The 21,964-nt window shown below is 54.1% G+C and carries 15 protein-coding genes; 6 read left to right on the forward strand and 9 right to left on the reverse strand.

The genetic code is table 11. The annotated features are described in order from the left end of the window. The first annotated feature begins 441 nt into the window (after nt 1-441). Complete coding sequence (locus EDF70_RS28830) at nt 442-1,227, forward strand: metallophosphoesterase (RefSeq protein WP_132281493.1); 786 nt, start codon at nt 442-444, stop codon at nt 1,225-1,227. After that, entirely contained in the window at nt 1,208-3,274 is a 2,067-nt protein-coding gene (locus EDF70_RS28835; protein WP_132281495.1) for an AAA family ATPase, read from the forward strand. The genes EDF70_RS28830 and EDF70_RS28835 overlap by 20 nt, the downstream gene beginning before the upstream one ends. 438 nt (nt 3,275-3,712) lie before the next feature. Here the strand turns inward: EDF70_RS28835 and vsr are convergent, their stop codons facing one another. After that, nucleotides 3,713-4,189, reverse strand: a complete 477-nt coding sequence (vsr, locus tag EDF70_RS28840; protein ID WP_132281497.1) for a DNA mismatch endonuclease Vsr — start codon at nt 4,187-4,189, stop codon at nt 3,713-3,715. A gap of 56 nt (nt 4,190-4,245) precedes the next feature. Here vsr and EDF70_RS28845 point away from each other — a divergent pair, with 56 nt between their 5' ends. Next, nucleotides 4,246-5,769 carry a DNA cytosine methyltransferase gene (locus EDF70_RS28845; protein ID WP_132281499.1) on the forward strand — a complete coding sequence of 508 codons (1,524 nt, stop codon included), beginning with the start codon at nt 4,246-4,248 and terminating at the stop codon, nt 5,767-5,769. Here EDF70_RS28845 and EDF70_RS28850 read toward each other — a convergent pair. The 6 genes from EDF70_RS28850 to EDF70_RS28875 form a co-directional block, all read right to left on the reverse strand. Next, nucleotides 5,766-7,865 carry an AIPR family protein gene (locus EDF70_RS28850; protein WP_132281501.1) on the reverse strand — a complete coding sequence of 700 codons (2,100 nt, stop codon included), beginning with the start codon at nt 7,863-7,865 and terminating at the stop codon, nt 5,766-5,768. The genes EDF70_RS28845 and EDF70_RS28850 overlap by 4 nt on opposite strands. A gap of 10 nt (nt 7,866-7,875) precedes the next feature. After that, on the reverse strand, nt 7,876-8,817 hold the full coding sequence (locus EDF70_RS28855) for a PD-(D/E)XK motif protein (protein ID WP_132281504.1): 942 nt from the start codon (nt 8,815-8,817) through the stop codon (nt 7,876-7,878). Further along, nucleotides 8,807-11,539, reverse strand: coding sequence for a Z1 domain-containing protein (locus EDF70_RS28860; RefSeq protein WP_132281507.1), 2,733 nt, complete (start codon nt 11,537-11,539; stop codon nt 8,807-8,809). The genes EDF70_RS28855 and EDF70_RS28860 overlap by 11 nt, the downstream gene beginning before the upstream one ends. Further along, nucleotides 11,502-13,061: an ATP-binding protein gene (locus tag EDF70_RS28865; RefSeq protein WP_245519422.1), complete on the reverse strand. Its 1,560-nt coding sequence runs from the start codon at nt 13,059-13,061 to the stop codon at nt 11,502-11,504. Before EDF70_RS28865 ends, EDF70_RS28860 begins: the two co-directional genes overlap by 38 nt. A gap of 357 nt (nt 13,062-13,418) precedes the next feature. Further along, nucleotides 13,419-15,335 carry an ATP-dependent helicase gene (locus EDF70_RS28870; RefSeq protein ID WP_132281510.1) on the reverse strand — a complete coding sequence of 639 codons (1,917 nt, stop codon included), beginning with the start codon at nt 15,333-15,335 and terminating at the stop codon, nt 13,419-13,421. Next, nucleotides 15,332-17,245 carry an AAA family ATPase gene (locus EDF70_RS28875; RefSeq protein ID WP_165932183.1) on the reverse strand — a complete coding sequence of 638 codons (1,914 nt, stop codon included), beginning with the start codon at nt 17,243-17,245 and terminating at the stop codon, nt 15,332-15,334. The genes EDF70_RS28870 and EDF70_RS28875 overlap by 4 nt, the downstream gene beginning before the upstream one ends. A gap of 1,053 nt (nt 17,246-18,298) precedes the next feature. Here EDF70_RS28875 and EDF70_RS28885 point away from each other — a divergent pair. The 3 genes from EDF70_RS28885 (at nt 18,299) to EDF70_RS28895 (ending at nt 20,193) form a co-directional block, all read left to right on the forward strand. Then, entirely contained in the window at nt 18,299-19,606 is a 1,308-nt protein-coding gene (locus EDF70_RS28885; RefSeq protein WP_132281519.1) for a DUF6538 domain-containing protein, read from the forward strand. 96 nt (nt 19,607-19,702) lie between these two features. Next, nucleotides 19,703-19,885 (forward strand): hypothetical protein, encoded by a 183-nt coding sequence (locus EDF70_RS28890; protein ID WP_132281522.1) that lies wholly within the window; start codon nt 19,703-19,705, stop codon nt 19,883-19,885. A 2-nt stretch (nt 19,886-19,887) separates the two neighbouring features. Then, complete coding sequence (locus tag EDF70_RS28895) at nt 19,888-20,193, forward strand: hypothetical protein (RefSeq protein ID WP_132281525.1); 306 nt, start codon at nt 19,888-19,890, stop codon at nt 20,191-20,193. A 487-nt stretch (nt 20,194-20,680) separates the two neighbouring features. Here EDF70_RS28895 and EDF70_RS28900 read toward each other — a convergent pair whose 3' ends face one another. Both EDF70_RS28900 and EDF70_RS28905 read right to left on the reverse strand, forming a co-directional pair. Then, the gene (locus EDF70_RS28900; protein WP_132281528.1) at nt 20,681-20,926 is read right to left on the reverse strand and encodes a hypothetical protein; all 246 of its coding nucleotides are present in this window, start codon (nt 20,924-20,926) and stop codon (nt 20,681-20,683) included. Nucleotides 20,927-20,974: 48 nt separating this feature from the next. Further along, nucleotides 20,975-21,250 (reverse strand): hypothetical protein, encoded by a 276-nt coding sequence (locus tag EDF70_RS28905; protein WP_132281531.1) that lies wholly within the window; start codon nt 21,248-21,250, stop codon nt 20,975-20,977. Nucleotides 21,251-21,964: the final 714 nt, after the last annotated feature.

The following is a 21,964-nucleotide window of genomic DNA, read 5'->3' on the forward strand; positions in this document are numbered from 1 at the left end:
CCGTCTTCAAGGGGGAGTTGTCAGCGCCGATTCGATCAAAGAAGTTTCGACAAATAGCGGGAGCGCTCTGCCCCGGGAGCACCGTCAAAACAACGGAGAGTTTGCCGTGAGTGATGCATCATCGATCGCCTGGTTCGGTATGACCAGGTTGAAACTGGTTCACCGATTAAGACAGCTGGCCGATGAGCTAGAGGCTGCCTCAATCTCCGCAAGCGGACCTATAACGCGAATTGACCATTGGACGGTGGCTAGGCGAGCAGTTCCTTGCCTTATTGGCATCCCCACTTCGCATCCAAGGATTTCGGACGGGGAACCTCTCTACTCTAGCGAGTTATATTACCTTGATCCCGACAAACGAATCGCACGTTCGTTCTCCCGCTGGTATGAACTTGGAAACCAGGTCGATCCCAGCTATTGGGAACATCGCTTTCCGGTGCAGCAATGAGAGCTTGGATATTCTCTGACCTACACCTCGAAGTGGACGAGGGCTTCCAACTCACCAATGTTCCAGAGGCCGAAGTTTGTCTCTGTGCCGGCGACATACTCGATGGCGGTGTGATTGCGAGTATCATGTGGCTGGGCGAAAATGTTGCCCCCCACATGCCGGTCGTGTTCGTGCCCGGTAATCACGAATATTACAGGAGTGCCTTCAGAGAAGGGCTCGCGGCCGGCTATAAGCTGGCAGAAGCCTATGATAACCTGTTTTTACTGGATGGGGACTCGATCATCCTCGACGGCTACCGTTTCATCGGGGCAACGCTCTGGACGAATTTCGATCTGCACGACGATCCCAGGCTGGCAATGGCCATCGCCAAGGACGAATTGAACGACTACCGCCGCATCAAACTATCAAAGACCCCGTTTAAGCGCTTTTCGCCGCAGGAGAGCCTTCACCTTCATCTCCGAGCAGCCATCGATATCGACAACGCGTACCGTTCTCAACGCGACCTTCCTACGGTCATCATTAGCCATCACGCCCCAAGTCTTATGTCGGTGCCGCGGAAATTTCTGAAGGACGGCCTGACACCCTCATTCGCGTCGCGGTTCGAGTATCGAATCCTCGAATACGAGCCGCGCCTTTGGGTGCACGGTCACATTCATTCAGCCAGCGACTACTTCCTTGGCAAGACGCGGGTGATCTGTAATCCCCTCGGCTATCCGGGAGAGGTGTCGCGTGAGACATTTATTCCGGACCTGGTGATCGACCTTGACAAACTCGTCCAATAACAAACCTACAAGAACGCGCGGGCGATTGCTTTGGAAGCCCGACAACACAGCCGATCAATCAGATGTCACGGTCCCTATATACCTTGCGTATTGCGGGATTGTCGCAGCGCTCCGGCATCATGTTGCGGCGAAGACGTCGTCGCTTGCGGTCCTCGAGACCACAACACCTGATGCGATCGACAGCTACGTTCATGCCGGCCGCCTGTTCCTGCGCCAACTCCTCAATCGTCGCGGATATTCGGACCCGTTTGTTCGAGCCATCAGGCAGCGGAAGAGCGACAAACCATCCGAACTGGATGTCTACCGTCGCGCTGCCGAAGACGGTCGAGGTATTCTGTTATGTACAAGCCTGTGCGACGTGGACGAAGAGCTCAGACTGTTCGCGGATGTGGTGGTGACAATCCCACAGCCGACTGCCAATCAAATTTCGGCAACTTTCAAGCGGTATGGCCACGTCCTGACTACACTTGAGCAACAGATGATAGCATCCGAGTCATGGACGCGGCTTGTCTACGCCTTTCCGCCAGATCGCCCTGTGTTGGCAGGCCTGCGCCGTCTTCGCGAAACGGCCAGCCGGCCACCAGTGCGAAAGGTGGTGCCCGTTGCAACGGGGCCAACACTCGAGAACTTGAGCGGTCTCGGTCCAGCCAGAGAATGGGGTCTTGAGCTTTCGCGTGATCTTGCGGACTTTAAAGCTGGTCTTATCTCATGGGATGACGTGGACACTGGCGCTCTGATTTCAGGCGCCCCGGGGACAGGCAAGACACTCTTTGCCGAGGCATTGGCGCGGACGTGTGCCTTGCCGATTGTCGCCGCGTCGGCAGCACAGTGGCAGGCGGCCGGGTATCTTAATGACCTTCTCAAGGCGATGCGTGAAAGTTTCCGGGAAGCGCAGTCGAAAGGAACTGCGTTACTGTTCATTGATGAACTCGATGCGATGGGAAGCCGAGCGGTCAACGACAGTCAAAATGCGGACTACAAAAGGCAAGTAATAAACGGGCTGCTCGAGCTCCTTGACGGTTTTGAGCGTCGTACTGGTGTGGTCGTCGTTGGAGCGACCAATCATCCGGGGGATATTGACCCTGCTATTTTGCGACCAGGGCGGCTTGATCGGCATTTCGAAATACCGCTGCCGGACTCGACGACGCGCCAGCAGATATTCCAGTTCCATGCCGGGTTTGCCGTCCCGGAAGATTACGAAGATCAATTTGCGCGTTCCACTGCCGGCATGGCAGGTGCAGGGCTGAAGCAACTCGTGAGAGATGGGAGACGAATAGCCCGCCGCTCTGGAAAACCGTTTGGATTTGAACAAGTCCTAGAAGCGGCAAAGCCGCTAATCGACCTTCCGGCCGAACTCATGCGGGTAGCGGCGTTTCACGAAGCGGGACACGCCATCGTTGGTCTCGAGTTGGGAATGGAACTGAAAGGGATCAGCGTTGCGGATAAAATCTTGGCCGAGGGCGTGAATACCTTGGGCGGGGCGTTGTTCACAAGGCAAGCCTTCCCAATGAAAACAAAGTCGTTCTACCTTAATCTCATTACAATGTATCTCGGCGGCCTCGCGGCTGAAACCCTGATATTCGGCGAATTTACCGAATCTGGTGCTAGCGATCCGAACTCTGATCTGGGGGTGGCAACAGCTCTTGCGACGAAAGTTGAAGCGAGTTTCGGAATGGGAAGCACATTGGCGATCGACGTCGTTCTCGACCACGAACTTGGTAGGCTGCGTACAACAGATAACAGGGTCCGTGCCGCGGTATCTGAAATCCTCGCTCGACAGTTCACTCGCGCGAGGGAAATTTTGGACCTCCGGAAGAAAGCACTCGGTAAGATCGCCGATACCCTGCTGACGGCACGTTCGATGAGCGCCGCGGAAGTGGGCGAGGTCCTTCTTCGGCATCCTGGTTCGCATGCTCGCCCGTTGGGCGTCGATACGTCTGAACCCGATTATCCTGTTCAAGTCGCGCGTCGTGCCATTCATGGCGTGCATGAGGATGAGGTCCGCCGCGAAATGGATGCCGCGCTACGGCGATGGCGAATGCTTTAGATATTGGACCTATTTTGGGAGGATCATATGAATTTGAAATGACGAGCAGCGCCGCCTTCAGTTCGTGCTCATCGCTGCATCTTTAGCGGGCGAGGTTGGATCACGGCGCACGTGATGCCCTGGATCGTCTCCAGTCCGGTCTTCAATTCGTGATGTTGGTCGGTCTGCGCACGATCATCCCAGACCACGACCATGACATTGTCGTAGCCGCTGTCGGCGCTGATGTATAAACTTGCATCTGCGGCGACCTCTTCGGTAACTTTCGCCAGCGCAGCCTATCCGGCGGAGCGTAGGAAATTCACCTCGACCAATCCGACAATAAAGAATTTGCTGACCCCATCGCAAACTCCTGTTTGCGCTATCGGTGAAGATTCGTAGTCTGGTGGGAATCCCATGGACTTCCATTCGCTGACGACTGGTATGACTGACCGGTCAGAATCATGCAGAGGAACATTGAATCAAATCTGATATTGGCGCCCCGAGCTCCAGCGTTTGACAGTCAGATTTAAGCCATTCCATCACGGCTGAAGCGGACAACTCGACCTGGCCCGACTTTCGAAGAGAGCATTCCCAAACGGTCGCTACACGCCAACCTAGTTGCAAGGCTGCATCATGGACTTTCAAGTCACGCTCAACATTCGCCTCGAATTTTGTTCGCCAGAATTCTTCACGCGACTTAGGAGTAGACGCGAACCGACAACCCGTATGGCGATGCCAGAAACATCCGTGCACATAAATTAGCGCCTGATAGCGTCGCGAAACGATATCCGGCTTTCCAGGCAGTGACTTGCCATGGAGTCGGAATCTAAGGCCGAGCCCATGCAACGCACACCTGAGAGCACGCTCGGGGGCTGTGTTTGTTCCCCTAATGCCACTCATCATCCGTGATCGGGTAGCCTTGTCGACGATATCCATATTTGACTTGCACTCCTGCCGGTTACCTGGAATGAGAGCAGTCGGAGATTTTTTTCATGAATCGTAGCGTCAAAATAGTCGATCTCTTTTCTGGTCCCGGTGGGCTGAGCGAAGGCTTTTCCGCCTGCCAATTAAGCAATTCGACGGATCACCCATACCAAATCTGGGTTTCCATCGAAAAAGACAAGGCCGCACATCGCACATTGCGTCTAAGGGCTTTCCTTCGTCACTTCCCGACGTTTCCACCGGAATACTATGCTTGGATCGAAGGCAAGATAAAGGAGCCTGACTGGTTCGATCTTTATCCTCAACAATGGAGCTCAGCAGAAGCGGAAGCAATCTGTGCAGAGCTGGGTAAAGCCGAGACGACCTCCCTCCTGTCAGCTGCAATCAATGAGGTTAAACATGAATCGCATGATCGGACGCTTCTGATTGGTGGTCCTCCATGCCAAGCGTATTCACTGGTGGGCCGTGCGCGGAACGCGGGCACCAAGTCCTACGTTGCATCGGAAGATCATCGACACTTTCTGTACAGAGAATACTGCCGGGTATTGAATGAGTTGTCCCCAGCCGTCTTCATCATGGAGAATGTAAAAGGGATGCTGTCCTCGACTGTTGAAGGACTGGCAATTTTCGGACAGGTTATGGCTGATCTCATGAATGCTGGCCCGGGATACCGACTCTTCAGTCTTTCCGACGATGACACGTCGATCGCTAGCCCCCGCCGGTTTCTGATCAAGGCAGAAGATTATGGTGTGCCTCAAGCGCGTCATCGCGTGATCGTTTGTGGAATAAGGGCCGACATCGCAGAGCGCCTGCCTACTCACGTTATACCAAAACTCAGAAGGCACGACCGCAAGGTCACGGTAAATGAAATGATCAGGACGCTACCGATGCTCCGGACCGGCTTGAGCAGAAACGACAGTCCGGCTGCTTTGCGGGAAGCGGTCAATGACGCCGCATCGCTCTTGAAATCTATCTCCAACTCTTACCCCGGCCGAAATGTGGGGGCTTACACAACTGTCCTTGACGACGTCGCGGCACAGGTAGGGCAGCTTGCCAGTTTTCCCAGGCAGTCGAACGTTCGTAATGGCCTCGATACCGATCTTCCGGAATCGCTTAGGACGTTCCTTGACGACCCCAAGCTTCGTGCGGTTCCAAACCACGATACTCGCGGGCACATGCCGAGTGACTTGGCCAGATACATGTACGCGGCATGCTTTACCGTGGCCGAAGGGTACAGCCCAAAAGCGAGCCAATTTCCACCTGAGATCGCTCCCGCTCACGTCAATTGGAAAAGCGGTAAGTTTGCTGACCGCTTTCGGGTTCAACGGCGGGACGTCCCATCGACCACGATCACGAGCCACATTGCCAAGGATGGACACTACTTTATTCACCCTGACGCTAAACAGTGCCGGTCATTAACAGTGCGCGAGGCTGCGCGTCTTCAAACATTTCCGGACAACTATCGATTCATGGGGAACAGGACCGAACAGTTCACCCAAGTAGGAAACGCGGTGCCGCCATATCTCGCTTTGCAAATCGCCAAGGCAATTCTACCAGTATTCGACTACGCCTAGTCGGCCGTGGTTTGATCCACAGCTAGTGTTGTATGACTGAAGCCGCTATCTACCAGCTTGTTCAAAATGGTGATCGCAAGGACACATTGGCGGTCGCTTGGCATACGTCGTGGAATGGCGGCGCATGTCTCCATGATGCCGATATCCCGTGGCGTGAGCTTCCTATGCTTGTGGCCCCAAATGTAAGCTTCCTTCCATAAAGCCGCGCCTAGCTGGTGAACGCGCATTTCGGCGGATGCACTGTTTGTAAGCGACCGATCAGCCCGAGCATCTCGAACCTCCGACGCGGCTTCATCTGGAACGACAAGAACGTTTTCCAGGCCATCATCGTAGGATACCGAGCGATCACTAAGGGTCTTCCAGCAAGCCTGTTTTTTTGCCCACTCACTCATGTTCTTGATCCCTGCGGGCGGAGTGAGGATCACCGCTTGAGCCTCCTCGGCAGCCGCTAGAAGGGCTTGCTCGAGATCGTAGCTTGTTGCCTGCCGCCTCCATACCGTATCCAGATCAATGACGCGCTCTCTCTTCTCCGCGTCCTTGACGAGCTTCGCGATGGCGTAAGTCACAATGTTTGCGCGATAACCGCCTTGATACCATTCGGCGGCTGAGACCAGCGTTTCCGTTTTCCTGAAGATAATGGTTTTGGCGATGAGCCGGCGAAACCAAACTTCGTCGAATGCCGAACCGTCCTTGCCCCACGCCGAGCCAATCTGCTTCGCGAATTCGGAAAAGTTTTTCTGGGCGCCTTTACTCACCTCATGAGGCGATCCGCTCCAGGTGTTTTCATACTTAGCAAGGTCCGTCTTGCTGAAGAACTGGTGCCGAGGAAACTCGGCGTCGAAAACCTTGCGCTCACTGATTGTCCGGCGGCCACGTTCGTCAGCGAATTGCCCCCTCGCTCTCTCGTAGAACCACTTTGTCTCCCGGTAGCCGCCTCCACCGGCTGGGGCCAGTAGCCTCCGCGACATCTCCTGAACCTTGATGTGAAATGGATGATTGGCGAAAAAGTCGGCGGCTGCGACCTTGTTCTGGCTGTTTGCGTATTGGGAGATAAGTGGAACTACGGTCTCCGACAGGTCATGCGGAACGATGCTCAGCTTCATTTGCACGAAGACCTGCTTCAACTGCTCGGATGCCGCCTTCCTGGCGGCATGGATGGATGCAGTCGTCTGGCCTCCGTTCACAATCTGAAGATTCTCAGCCCTGATCATCGAGAGGCCTGCAGGCGTCTGCTCGATCTCTATCGCGTCAGCAGTTGCACTTAGTCCGTTGTTGTATGCGAGAAACATGCTCGGGCTTTTCGAAATCGTGTCCCGCATGCCTCTGTTGACGGCTCCACGGGCCTGAAGAAAGCTTCGGACATTCGATTCCAGAAGCTTCGGGCCCCATCTGTCGTAGATTTTTGCAAGCTGCTCTCCCGGTATGACCGCGATATATGTCTCAAGTGCATCCTCGCCAGCCGAGGCTCTCAAAACCGGTACGCCGCCCCCAAAGTCCTTCACGAAATCCACTTCCGAGCTTTGCCGCGTCAATCCCTGTTCGACGTAGCGGCTCAGTCGCTTGAGGTCCCATACGCTGTAGGTGACCTCCTTGTCGTCTATGGTACCTGCGGGAACGCCGTCCGACTTGGCGCGGAACTCGGCGTTGGTAACGACGATAAGCTTGATCTTTTCAACGTCCGTCCATGTCGTCGCGATCAGGTCACTTAATCCATATCCGGGACTGGTCTCTTCAAGAGATTCTCTAAACGATCTTTTGCGCGCTACCTTCAGGAAATCGCTAAGCCGCTTGAACAGTTTCTTGACGTGGTCAGCATTGGATGTCCGAACTGTTGGCCCAACTTGAAAGTCGCAGATAATGAGCGACAGAATGCCGTTTCCATCTCGGGGATCGCCGCCGTACCCATGCACCTGAACCTTCGGACTGATCGGATCGTCGACATAATATGACCAGTTCGCTTCCTCTGTTTCTCCCGCTTCCGTGAGATATGTGCCGGTTTGCTCGAAAAATGCCTCCGCTGTCACCCGGCCCAAGGCATCCGCGTCACCTTGGACATCCGCGATCAGCTGCTGATGAAAATCCTGCAAATCACTCATGGCTGTACCTTTAATTTATCTCGTCGAGGACCGAGCCGCCAAACTCAAAGGGCGTGCAGGCACTGAGTGCAATCGAATATCGAACACCGGAAACCCCCACTGGCATCGGGGATACGAGACGAGGAAACCCTTCGGATACCTCGAAGACACGGTTTGCGCCGACGACCCACCGGCGATCGTCGTATCGGTGCGAGGCGACGTATCCGACGGACACGAGCAAATCTTCGAATCGGGAAAGTGCAAAAGGAGAAGGCGTCAGTCGCGCCGCCATCGTTCCCACTTGTTCATGAAGAGTAAGGCCGTCCCCTTCCAAGCCAGAAGCGACTTCCGTGACATTCAGAAACAGACGCGCGCCGGGTACATCTGCGAGTTGGTCTTCGGACGATATGGCGATGTATGGCCTCGATGCTGCTCGTCGGGCTTTGACCTCCACGCATGCCTGAGGAAACTCGAAATCCTTCGCAGCGCCTTCGGGCCCCTTCCAGCCCTCTACTGCGAAATCGGGGCCCTTTGCGTCGGCCACCGCTGTGAGGAACGCCAATTCGGCAACAAGCCCACGCTGCTCCTCAACGGTCAACTCGTCTGACACACCGCCACGCAGCAGGTAATGCCATCGTCTGGTTCGGTTAAGGCAGAGGATCAGTGCCTGATCGATCCCGTTGCCGGCCTCTCCAGCTCGTACAACGTCAAGACAAAGCGTTACGAACGTATCGGAGAGTGAAGGGTCGGTAAGAGAAATCACCAGCGCCTGCACTCCGTTCATCAATCGATAACGCAAATCGAGACTGCGCAGTCTTGGAATCCGGTTGTCAGGCAAGACATCCGTTCCAAGTTTAAGTGCGAGTGCAGGAACGGAGTCTTCCAAAACGATCCAGAAGAAATCGAAACGCCCGCTGCCGTTAACGCGCCTAGCATCCCCAATCGAGAGCTGCGCCCAAGGATTATTCGTCATTATCGACTGCATCTTCGTCCTGCTCATCGCTACCGAAAAGCTCAATCATCTTGCGCGTATTCACGACGTACGCCACACGTTCGCTCGCCTTGTTGGACGCCGGGAGGCTCATGCTCCAAGCGACGGCTGTCAGCCCTTCGAGCGCCTTTGCCCTCTCATCTGCGTCCTGTCCTTTCGGCGGCGTCGGTTTCACCAGGTGCAGTATGAAGAGCGGCCGCCCTCTAACTTCCCGATAAATGGAGTCCGGGTAATTGACGCGGGCACCTTCCGTAATGTTTTCATCAAGGCGGTACTTATCTTGGCGATCACTCACCTTCGTTGCATCGATGCCGGCCTTTTCGATACCACGCGATGCAACCCTCATCCGCCTACCGCTAAACGACATAAATCCGCTCTTGAGGTCAGCAAGGTCTACATAACGGCTGATCGGGCGTATGGACCAGCCAAGCGTGTCATCGCTCGCACCTGATTGCAGCCCGGTAACCAGCACGTCCCAGTCCTTCAGCTCATCTTGGCTTCTCGCTCGAATGTAATTGCGAATGGGAGCAGTTGCCGTGGTGACGCTTTCGTCGGCGTTACGCCATCCAGCGAGGAAGTCGTCGATGTGTTGGACCGGCACACTCTTGTGGAGATACCCGCCCTCGAACGCTTCCGCCTTCTCTTGAGTGAAGCCAGCGCTTTCGAGGCCCAGCAGGAATTGCCTCGACAGCGTCTTGTTGGTTTCGATATCTTTCAACGAAACCCGCGCCGTCTCCACAAACTTGTTGGCCAGTCCTACCATCGTCGTGATCTGTTCCGACGACCCCATCTTGTTGCGTGCAGTAATCATCAGAGCGGAAGGGTGACTGCGAACTGCGAGACCGAACATGCCGGGCGTGGCCTTCGCCCGCTCCATGATCTTCAGTTCTCGATGAAGCTCTTCGGTCGCATTGGCAATGAAAGAATACCACCCGATGGCTTCATCCGGCATCCAGATGCGGCATAGGTCTTCGTAGCCGCCACGGAAGCCAAACCACCGTCCCATCTGCATGAGCGTGTCGTACATCATGGAGTTTCTGAGGAACCAGGTGACTGTTAGCCCTTCCAGCGTGAGGCCACGCGAGAGCGAGAAACCGCCGACTGCAATAACCGTCTGCCCCCGTTCCCCGCCACCGGTGTAGTTCAGGTCGTTCGACCTGCTGTTTACCTCGACCACTTTCGCAGAAGCGATAGCGTCCAGCAGGCTTTCTTGGATGGCCCTCCAATCTTGCCATGCCTCGCTGTACTCAGTCTTCCAGACATCTCGCAGTGCGGCTATCTCGGGATCGTCGAGTGCTCGCTCCTTCAAACTCCCATTAATACGAACGGCATTCTGGATTCTTTCAAGCGCCTCATGCAGCCGATTGCGAATAAGGCCTTGAACACGAGTGAAGCGGCTCGCGTTGACAAGCATCGAGCAATGGCTGGCGGCTTGTCCCCGAAGATCGCGGATTGCACGTGCGATGAGAAAAGCCCGAAGTGCATAGAGAAGTGAGGGCGGTAGCGTGTCTAATGCGTGGTCGATGGCATGCTTGATGGGAAGGATGTCTTCGTTGTCGGTAATGTTACGAAGCCAAAGTCCTTTCCCCTCTTCATCAATGCCGTCTACAAAAATCTTCTTGCCGCCGAAATAGTTCGTGGGAGCGTCCAGTCCGATAATGAAATCTCGAGGGAACAAGTCTTCCTTAAACATGTCATCTTCCTGGTCGGGATCGATGAATATGTTCGCGAATGGCGTGGCCGTGTAGCCAACATAGCAGCTACGATGAAACATCTTCAGAAGATCACGAATCTGCCCGTTGATCTTCGTGACGAGATCATCCTTGTACTTCGTGTTGATGGATGCATTGTCGGCCTCGTCATCGATCAGAAGCATAGGCTGGTCGATCATTTCGCTATCGCCGCGAGCACTGTTGTCGCGCAACCATTCCAACAGATTGGCCAGAGTGCGATGGTTCTTCTTGATGACCAGGACAACCGGGACCTTGTAGGAGTCAATCTCGCTGGTGTTCGTCGAGGCCGTATCCTTGTGGAAATCGCGGAGCGTATTGGTAAGACTTACAGGTGTGCGCGAAGGGTCAAATTTGCCGACACCAATGACGTTCTTATTGGACTTCGAACCCGGTAATTGCCGACCTGTGTCGCGGCCGATGAACCCTTCGTCTACGCGCCCCTGCGTCTGGTTGCGCAGGTTGTTATGTATTCCTGCTATGACAACGATCAGCCTGTAACCAGCGTCTGCCGCCTTGCATATAAGTCCGGCATAGTTGGCCGTCTTGCCGCTCTGCACGTGGCCGACAACCATTCCTCGCCGGTCCCACGCTTGATCTAGGTTGGGATTTCCGGTTCGACTGAGAATGCTGTCGGTTACCGCGTCGAGGGATAAAACCACGTCACGCGGCATTCCCTGCTGTATTAGCAGCTTTCTGTATCGGTTCCAGTAGTAGGGATCGATGGAAGCTTTTGCGTCGTCCAGCCATGGAACGAACTCACCGTCGTCAATGATTGCACCGAGCCCTGCACGGATGCCGCTCTTCTCCTCCACCACTCGAACGACTTGTTCGATTTGCTCGGGGGCCAATCCCGTCATCAATGCAACGCTTAGGCCGCTCGCCAGTTGGCGCAATTCTTCTTCCGTCTTCCTTGGCTGGTCATAGAGGGCACTCTCAACGACGCTGAGCAGATTCTGTTGTGCGGAGTTCATCGAAATCCTCAATGTACTGGTCGATCACAGCCTCGGCCATGATCCAAGATTTTCTGAAAAAGTCGTGCGCACGAAGCACGTCCTTCATTCGGTCCTTCGCTACGCCCGCATCGAGCAGAGCACCGCCTACGGCATTCACCATCTCCCTGATCTGGCGTTCGTCCGCTTCATCCTCCTCCAACGCCTCCGCATTACCGAGCAGGTCGGCATGGAGCGCTTCGATTGGAAGACCCGAACCGAGCAACTGGAGGCACGTCTCGAAACCGGCACGAAACTGCTCGGGGAGCTCGCTCGCGAACCCGGTGAATGCGGGATGTTCCAGGTTGGGGCGGAAGATGATCTTGCCGTCCTGCGAAACCCGCGACCAAAGTGGATGCCTCTCCGGATCGACCAAACGCTGGCCACGTCTTTGGTAGGTTCGCCTCGAAGTTCCAAGAAAGCCTTCTATTATTCTTCGCAACCTTGAGCCAATCGCTGGCGGTAGTTGCGCGGATGCCTTCTTGACGTCGATCTTCCAAAGGGCGTCCATCGAGTTGGGAATATCGATCCGGACACGGCAAAGCTTTGTCAGTTCGGTTTGTCTGGCAAGTCCCAGCCATCCTCCAGCGATAATTAGTCTGTTGCCGCGATAAACATACAATCCTTGGGAGCGCAGGTGCCCGTCGGGGCCACCGACCTCAATCCATTCAGCTTCCGTCATCATTTTGTGGTGCGGCAGCGTCATGCACTGAATGACAACATCACCATTAGGCAACGGAACAACCTCTTCTGGCCCGATCTGGGACGCGGAATGGCCGCTGGCTAATGGATCGATAGGTTTGAGCCGTCGACCGTTCAGAGTGATGCGAAGCTTGGGCCGAGTTCCTGACAGGAACCTGTGAAAAACAAGCCGAATGTGTCCTTCTGCTTTGGATAGTGCAGCGTTCAGGTACTCGCTGCGCTTTGTCGCATCGCCGACAATGCCACCAGAGAGGCGATCCAGCTTTTCCCAAATTACGACAGTGCCGTGCTCCGCTGGAAGTTCCAGACCGGGCGGTCCTCCAACGTCCTCGTTAAGATCGAGCGTCCAGTCGTTTCTACGTCCGATCTCGTCGAGGTCCCAAGTCGCGGTCGTAAGGGTACCGTCGCGCACAGACGCGACGGAGAGTTTCCGGCATTGGGAAAAGCTGGCACTCTTTAGGCCAAGGCCGAACCGCCCCAAGTCCCTCGACTGACGTTGGTGAAGCGGATTTTTCGAGCCTAAGCGCATCGCATCAATCAGCTCGGGCTCAGTCATCCCATCTCCGTCGTCGATGATTGCTAGTGCCGGTGCGTCGGAGACCGTGTCGACAACGATACTTATGTGTCTTGCGTTGGCTGTGATCGAGTTGTCAATTATGTCCGCAATTGCTGTTTCCAGCGAGTAGCCGAAATCGCGATGCCCTTCGATCAAGGATGACGCGTATGGCGACGCATCCACTTGCTTCTTACGAGAATTTAAAGTGTTCCCCATTTCCCCCCGTGCCCACTGAACGGAACGCACGACTCATTCCCCACGAAATCATAGTAATCTATTGCGACAGTGCACAACCATAAATGGATGTTTTTCTTGGGATTCGGAACTTTATTGTCAAGCCTCTAGAGAGCCAAGCAGCCATCGGAGCATTGTGGGAATGATTTCAAATAGACAAACCGGACATCATAGCCTCAGAGAATAGTGACGACGCTCCTGATGCGAGCGACGTGACTCAGTACGGTCGATGAGTTGCGACACTCGGATGCAGTTGCTAACGGACGCGGCTTGAGGTTGAGCGCTAATCAAGTCTTGGCTGAACGAGAAAGCGCGCTCCTCAAGGCAGGCTGAAAGATGTCTTCAACGTCCGACCCGATGCTTGTGGCTTCAACCAACTGGCTGTTCAGGGAGGGCAAATCCCATTTCGCCGAGAAAGCGAGAGGGCCGTTTTGGCCAGCTTCGATAATTGTCGGCGTAGGACAGGCAGAGCCATTCCCTCGCGCGAGTAATTGCCACAAAGCAATTTCGCCGTTCTTCCTCCATCTCAGGGCTGAATTCTCCCGCTTTAAGGCTCTGGAAGCTCGGTAGAATGTCTTCTGCGAGACCAACGACGTAGACGTGGTCGAATTCTTTCCCCTTGGCGCCATGAATGGTCATGAGGGTAACGGTGTTGTTCCCAACGGGTGCCTCTTTAGAACGAATTGCCAGTTCCTGCAGAAACTGTTCGAGTGGAGCATCGCGGCCAAGAGTCTTGCCGATGCTTCTTACCAGATCGGACCAAGCTGCACGATCTTCGGCGACATCGCTGGATTCGTCGTCCTGTGGAGGGATTTTGGCAACAACTGCGTCGATGAACGGCCTGAACCTCGTTGGTTCCTTCCCGAACTTTGCGGCGAGGTCTACCAAGGCGACACCATCAGGGTTGTCGTTGAGCGCGGCCGTTACCGCGATCGCCCATTCATCGAGCAAGGATCGTTCGGTGAGTTCAGTCGCAGTGACGATGAGATCGACCCGCGTGTCAGTGCCGAACCAGCGATTAAATGCACCCGTCAGGATTTCCAACGCGCGGCGGTCAAGGGGCCGGAGAGCCTGGCGCAGAACGGCAGCCAGCCAAAGGAACTGGGGCGACCTGAAATCGTCGCGGCGTTGGGAGATCACGGCGTTGACCCGCTTTTGGGTCAGCGCGGCGTGCAGTTTTTCGAGCATGTAGCGTGTGCGGGCCAAAACAGCGACCTCACCCCAACGGCTACGATCGATTTTTGAGATGCCGTCCGCGATCGACGCGGCCTCCACCTCGTCGGTAGAATATCGTAGGACACGGATATGTTGGTCATTCGGATATCTCAGCAAGGTCTTGCCCGCTTCGAGCGGCTGCTTGGCGGTAGTGCGCTGAAGGTTGTGGACCACGAGGTGGTTCGCAGCCGCGACGATCGCGGGCGGGCATCTGTAGTTTGTAGGAAGCTGCAACTCCTGCGGCGAAAAATCAGCTCGAAACCGCTGAATCTGCTGATAGCTCGCGCCGTTCCATTGGTAGATGATCTGGTCGTCATCCGCGACGGCGAAGATATTCTTGAAGTCATCGCCTGCAAGCGCGCGGATCAGCCGGTATTGCCCGTCGGTCGTGTCTTGAAACTCGTCGAACATCCAGTAAGCGTAGGTCTTGCGGTAGCGAACGGCGATGCCTGGGAAGCTGGTGACAAGGCGATGGGCCTGAGCAATTAGCGAACCAAAATCCAAGGCGTTGGCATGTGTAAGGGCAGCCTCGTAGGCGGTATAGACCCGCTCGACGCGTTCGCCATCGGATGGGTCGCGAAAGTACTGCGCGGAGCCTGCTGGCTGGACGAGCTGGGACTTGAGCTTGTCGATGGTAGAGAGAAGCCGAATATCCTCCGCGTTCAGTCCCGCCTCTTTAATCGCATCACGCAAGATTTCCTGACGGTCGACGTCGAGTGAATAGATTGCGAAATCGGGATTGATCCCGATGTGGGAGCCATGCTGTTGCAGCATCTGCATGCAAAAGGAATGAAACGTTCCGATAAGCGCGCGGCGTTCCTGTTCAGGCACGAGCGCGGTAACACGGCCCGACATCTCATCGGCAGCCTTGTTGGTGAAGGTCAGTGCGAGGACGCGAAACGAGCGGTCGGGTGTATCTGCAAGTAGCTTCGCCACACGCGTTGTCAGCACACGTGTCTTGCCGGAACCGGGACCTGCCAGAACAAACATCGGCCCATCGCACCAGGCGACGGCGACTGCCTGCGCTTCGGTCAGTTCAGACAGCGCGACACTGAAGGCGGAATCGGTCATCTCAGGCCTCTCAGAGACTGGATTGCGATGCGGAACGGCGAAGGCATGCGTTGAGCCAGCGCAGGGTTTTCAGCGCATTGTCTTGCAAGCACGGCAGCATAGCCGCTCTTGTCCTTCTTGAGCGTTGAAATCAAGTCAGCATCGTTGAGATTTGCAGCATTCGCGTTTCCAAGTGAAGCTAGGATTGTCTTGAGCTCCGCCTGAAGGCCGTCTGCGACGAGCTGCTGCTCAAGGTATCCAGCCGGCAGCGAGTGCGCTCGTCTGGCCATCTCCTGCTGTGAAAAGCTTCGACCGGCTATTTTGGCGAGGTATCCTTGGCCCGCAGGATCACCGTCCACCACAATTAGCCATGGGTAGCGCAGGGCGCGTGCTAGGACGGCGAAGATTTCAGGGTTGCCACAATTTTGGAAATCGATGACAGCGACACCGTGCTCGTCGAGATCATAGTCCAAACCTTTAGCTATGCCGTGGACCAGATGGTAATCCGATTGTCCCTCAACGAGTAGCCACCTCCTGGCAAAGAAAATCTCCCCGCGGATACGACGGGCAAAGGTCTCGAGTTGATCGAGTTCCGCGTCGGAGATGAACTCCTTAGAGGCGTCGGACAACGCACGCAGAGCCGCATGAAGCGTCACGGTGTCTGGTCGCCCGTTGTACGCGATGATGAGCTGCTGGTACAGATTCTGCGGCAAGGTGCCGAAAAGCACTACTTCATTGAGACCACGATCATAGGTAACCAGGCCACCCGATGCGGCGACGACCGCATCAAGCGCGGGAATATGGGGAATAGCTGCCCGGAATTGCCGTGGCAGGGAGCTTACCGATGTACCGTTGTCCTCAACCCGGACTACGCGGATGTCACGGAAGGGAATATGCTGGAGAAAGTATGGCGAGTGCGTAGTGACGATCTTCTGGCCTGGAAGCTCACTGATATGACGCCAGAGGCTTCGCGCCGCCTGTGGGTGAAGGTGGGTTTCAGGCTCCTCCAGTGCTAGAACCGCCGAGCTTTCGGGCCTGTACAGGTCGCCAAGGATCAGCTCGACAAATGCTTTGAAAAGGAACATGACCGAGAGGCTTTGGACGCCTTGGCCATGCTTTGCCAGCGGCAACCAAGGCTTACCGCCCTCGGTCTGATAGATGACTTCGGCTTTGGAGAGGATATCCCACGTATTGAGCGGCAGGAGGCGCAAGTCAGCCTGTCCTGGGACGTCGGTCGCAGCTACACGGCTGATATGAGACAGCCCGGTCGCGAGATTGGCCAGAAGCGGGTCAGCATCGAGTAGACGCCGGTTCAGCAGGTCGAAGATGCGCTTCGATTTCCGCTCAAGGTTTTCTGGAATTTGAACTGTTCGGAGGAGCTTGCCCCAGAATTGGCTCCGTGAGGAAAACTCGTCCGAGACGTCGCGAAGGGCCTCCAGATAAAAGACAGGAAGAAACTGGAAAAACTCCTGCAGGTTGACGGCACGGGCGCCTCGGCCGGCAAGCGGATTTCTGTCAACGTTCAGAAACTCCCATCGTGGAACGAAACTCTCCTCGGCAACGTCCCATAAGCAACTGACACGCATGATTATGGAGGCTCGCCCAGACATCGGATCGAGCTGGATTATATCTTCCAGCTCACCATGGAGATTGTCGGGCCACTCATTAGCGACCTCTTCCTGAAGCTCGACCTCGATGACGACGGGATCGCCGATTTTAGGATCAGGCCTAGCCTCGCATAAATGGACGTCGTATTCAGTGAAGCCCGTTCCCCGCTGCCCCCACCTTCTGGTCAGCGCAATGCGGATGGCCTCCAATATAGCCGACTTTCCGGCGTTGTTTGTTCCGATGAGAACAGTGATGTCACCAAATTCAATGTCTGCCTGCCGAATAGAACGGAAGTTCGATATCTTGACTCGTTTTATTTGCACGCTTCCACCGCTCCTGTGTGGCAGGCATGGTATTGTAAGTTGTAATTGTTGCACAGTCAGAAGTTCTGAAGCTTTTCATCTGATCCGCCACGCGCTGTTGCGAGCTTTCAGCGATCCGGAACTCAAAGACTTGCGCTGGGACCCCAGGCAGAAATTCGGGCTTGGTCTGGACCCGCCGGGGAGTATCAAGAAAGTGCACCCCACCAATCGACTTTTACCTCCGCGACACAATTCTATTTTTCGCTTGTTGGCTGCGCATAGCGTCGTGATCACAGCGGTTACATGCGCTGACTGGTAGGGAAGACCTAAACTGTTAAGGACCCAATTCGCCAAAGAACCTAGCAAATGCGGTCGGCTGATTTATACAAGATGGTACGGTAGGGTTGCTCGGATGGTAGTTTGAGACGTTCAGTAGCCTTCTCCAATCGACGTGCCGGTCCGAGCGGAGATCGCCCTTGCCGATGAGACAATTCGCGAAACTGACGATGAGCCGATACCGAGTGTCTTTGCGATTTGCTTCTGCGAGATGCCGTTTGAATGCATCGCCTTAATGCGTTCTGACCGCAGTTGAGCAGCACCAAGCTGAACTAAAGAGCTTCGTAAAATATTGATATTCCACATGGTTTCAGGGTTCGTATTTATATTCTCCCCAATCCGCCATGATTCTACCTTTTATTCAACAAAATCAATGCCATACGGCACATCAGAGCCGTTTTGCTATATCGACTGCTATATCGGCTGGTGCATTGCGGCGTCAGTCAAAGAGCTATCTTGCCGCTCGTAATTCGCTCGTCATCCCGAACAGCTTAAAGCAACGCCAAAATTCGAAATTATTTCAAGTTATTGAAAAACAACATGTTTTCCTAATTCCTGTTGACATAATCTTTCGTTTGGATGTATTCAGGCATCCGTCGTTAAGATGCCCAATGCATCGACACGCTTTATGCGCGTTTCGACCTCGTACGAAACTCACCATTATTACAAAAATGCGCATCTGAAGCTTTATAGATTCGGAAAGGAAACCTATGCGCTGAATTTTTCGAAGGAAATACAATGTCTACACCTTACGTCACCAAACGCGGCGAAGTTTACTATTTTCGCATGGCTGTCCCGAAGCGGCTGAAACCGGTTTACGGCGGAATCATATGGCGTAGCTTGCATACGCGCAGTTTGAGTGAGGCGAAAATTGCCGTGTGCGAACACGTTGCTAAGTGGGCGCGCAAGTTTCTGCTGGAAACAGTCGATGATCAGGACATCAGCTTTCAAAAGCTCCGCGATGTCCGGCGCGCGATGACTGACACAAGCTATCGGTCGTACAAGGATGTTGAGGAAGCTGGCGAGCAAGAGTCATTCGAGATGGTCATGCCCGCATTGAGCGCCGTGCGCGATGCCGGAAAGCTCGACAGGGTTCAAGTTGCTGCGCTCGCCGGTGTGACGGAAAACCCCGGCATGACAATGACCAAAGCATTGGAGCGATATCAGGAGCTAAGCACCGACAAGTTCATGAGCTATTCCGACGAGCGTGAGCGATACAAACGCTGGCGTCCATTTGTTCAGGCGGCAAAATCATTCACGAGCGTCATGGGCGATGTTGATATCATCAAGCTCAAACCGAAGGACTGCATGAAGTTTCAGGCTGATTTGGTCAAGAAGATTGCCGACAAGAAACTGAACATCGATTCAGCGCGTAAAAAGATCATGTGGCTTCGGTTGATTCACACAAAGATTTTGGAAATCGACCACCCTGATCTGCTTCCATCACCTTGGGACCGCATCAAGATCGAAGGAGCAAGCCACAAGGGTAAGCGTATTGCCTTCAGTGACGACGAGCTACGTGTGGTTCGCAAAGCCATGACCGAAAGCGACGTAAGCGATCAGGTGAAGGCACTGAACACCATCTCGGAAATGACCGGCGCGACGTGCAAGGAACTAACGCATCTTCATGCTGACGACATTTTTCTCGATGCGCCCATTCCGTACATTGCCATTCGTCCTAACGAAAACCGAAATAGGGTCAAAGGCAATGGTGATCGAATTCGCGAAATCCCCCTAATCGGTCGCGCCTTGGAAGCGATGAAGAAATTTCCGAAAGGATTTGACGAGTTCTGCCGAAGCAATGGCTCGGAAGACCTTTCCAAGATTTCGAACGTGATCATCCAGAAGGCGGTGCCAGATCGAAGCTTCTACAGCTACCGCCATGCCATGGCAGACCGGCTTCGTCGCAGCGGATGTCAGGATACCTTGAAGAACTCGATCATGGGTCACTCCAGCAAAGGTTTCAGTATGCACTACGGCAACGGCTATACGCTGCAAAACAAGCTGGATGCCCTCGTTGCCGCAATCCCTGAAAACCACCGATAAATCCAACCCACCAAACAACGAAATATGACTTAACTTGAGGCGAAAGCCACCTATACATTATGCATCCAAGTCGTATTCCACGAAGGAATATGAAACGTGCGAAACTTCACATACGACGAATTGGCAGTAGACCCGGCGAAACGGAAAATTTTCTTAGACGCCTATGCCGAACTGATCAAAGCATGCAAAAAATATGGGTTTACAGAAGCCGCAAAGGCTCATGCCCGGAATCGAAAGCGTCTCGCCGATGATTTGGCGTTAATTGACGAGGAATTTTGACTATGCAAGCGCAAAAGGAACTTCTCGCAAAGTTTAACGAAGGCTTGCGAGCATCCGACGATCACATCGTCACTGCACGTCTTCTCCATGACCAAGCCGAAACTGAAGGAAATCAGCAAGCCATGGAGGAAGCGGTGATTGCAGCCGGGTATGCAGGACAGGCAAAAGGCTTGTTCAACATCGCTTTACGAGACGGTTTTTCGGGAAATACAACGGAAACCGCCATTCTCAAAGGGAGCGGCTTGTTGCATGACTGCGAAAGACATTTGGCGCAATCTACCGAAGCTTTGAAAGCCACGAGGACATAAATAGATGCAAGATCGGTGACTTTGGTCAGCACCGGTCCCACTCTCTCCAGTTATATCATGAACAGGGTTCGGCGCTTCGGCTCCGGACCCTTTTTGTCATGCCGGGAGGAAAAGACACGCAACGACAAATGTTGCCATTGCCAGCCAACCCATCATTTCCAGCTTGAAACTCGTTCGCATCGCCCTGCCCCATTAACCACGATCCGGCAGATAATGCGCGCGATTCCGGCAGGTTCCGTCTGGCAAAAAATATTTTTGCTGGCGGGACTAGGTGCGAACGCGTGTCGATAGATACCGCTCGACAATCGCGTCAACGGGTTCCTGTCCGGAACAATCGCGAAATAGCTGTCGCCGGACCTCTAAAGCCCGTTCGCAGTTCGTCTCAATAAGCAAAGCTTCACATATCTGGATGCTGGCTTTCGACAAAACACCAAGCTCGTCCGACGTAAATTGCTTGCTCTTATGCATGTCACTCGCTCCATACTACCTACGCATACCGCTCCAACGTGTAGCGTCCGTCCTCATGCTCAGTCAGCACCACAAACGGCTTGTCGCCAGCATGCTTCAAAATAGCTGCTGTCGCTTCGTCATTCGTGTTGAAGACTTTGTCATGCTTAAACTGCGCGCCACTGGAAGACGTCGATGTGGTGAGCATCAATCTACCTTGCTCTTCCAACAGACGATAAGACGCAGGACGTGCATCAAAGTGCCAGCTATCATGAAGCTCTGCCATTTTATCCCCCTGTACTTGAGGGATAGTCTAGCAAAGCGCAGCTTAAACTCAATCGCTAACCGTCTCGACTAGTTTCCGATCAATTATGATTGCGTTTGTCAGATCATCGCTATTGTTCAGACCATTCAACAACGTCCGAAGGTCAGGGATTTCCATCTCAACCTTATAGATTGGCATTGGACTTACCAAGCCGTAGTCGGGATCAGCCCGAAGCTCGGATCGCTGCTGATATGCAGCCGACCGGCATTCATCCAGTGTGGCTGCAAAGTACAAGCGATCCGGATTGGTGACCGGGCTGACTTCATAGGCGTAAAGCGTAGTCATTTCAGGGTCCTTTCTCGTATGACACGAGCAGGATACGGCTACGAAATCTGATCGTCTATTACAGAATTCTGCAAGCTTGTCGCTTCAGTCTCTTGCGCAGCATCAAGCCGCGCTCTTTCCGCTTTAAGCAAACCCAACTCGTGGACCAAAGCGGGGCGTTCATCGCGGAAAAATGCCACGCATCTAAAAAACGGCATTACGCTAAGGACCGCGCCAGCGATACCCCATATGCGAAGTCCCCACTCAATTATCAGACCAACCACCCTATGTTGGTAGTCATCATCGAGTGAAATGGTCCACGCTACGGGTAAAAAGCTGAAGTAAAATAGTGTGTTAAACAAAATCGACCAATTTACAGCTAGATCAGCCTCAATGAAGAGACGCCGGGAATAGGTTCCGCCAAGACGCTTTTCCTGAAATTCATCGTCAAATATCTTAGACAAGATTTTCAGTGAGACCAATAATATCAGGCAAACCCAACCCATTATCGTCCCTCGACCAGCACAAAGTCTTCAGCAACTGAAAACGAAAAATTGAAAACGTCGAGTATCTACAGACAGATCAGTAAGGTCCGCAAGACACTTACTTGTGGATTAATTTCACATCCGTTGGGCGAAACGGTAATCCCCCCGTTTTTAACGGGGCTCCGCAGTAGAATTCACGCGGCCATTTTCAGTTTCTGTGCGGGCGTTATGCCGCCGATGCCCATATTGG

Source organism: Neorhizobium sp. JUb45, assembly GCF_004343585.1.
In the GTDB taxonomy this organism is placed as follows: domain Bacteria; phylum Pseudomonadota; class Alphaproteobacteria; order Rhizobiales; family Rhizobiaceae; genus Neorhizobium.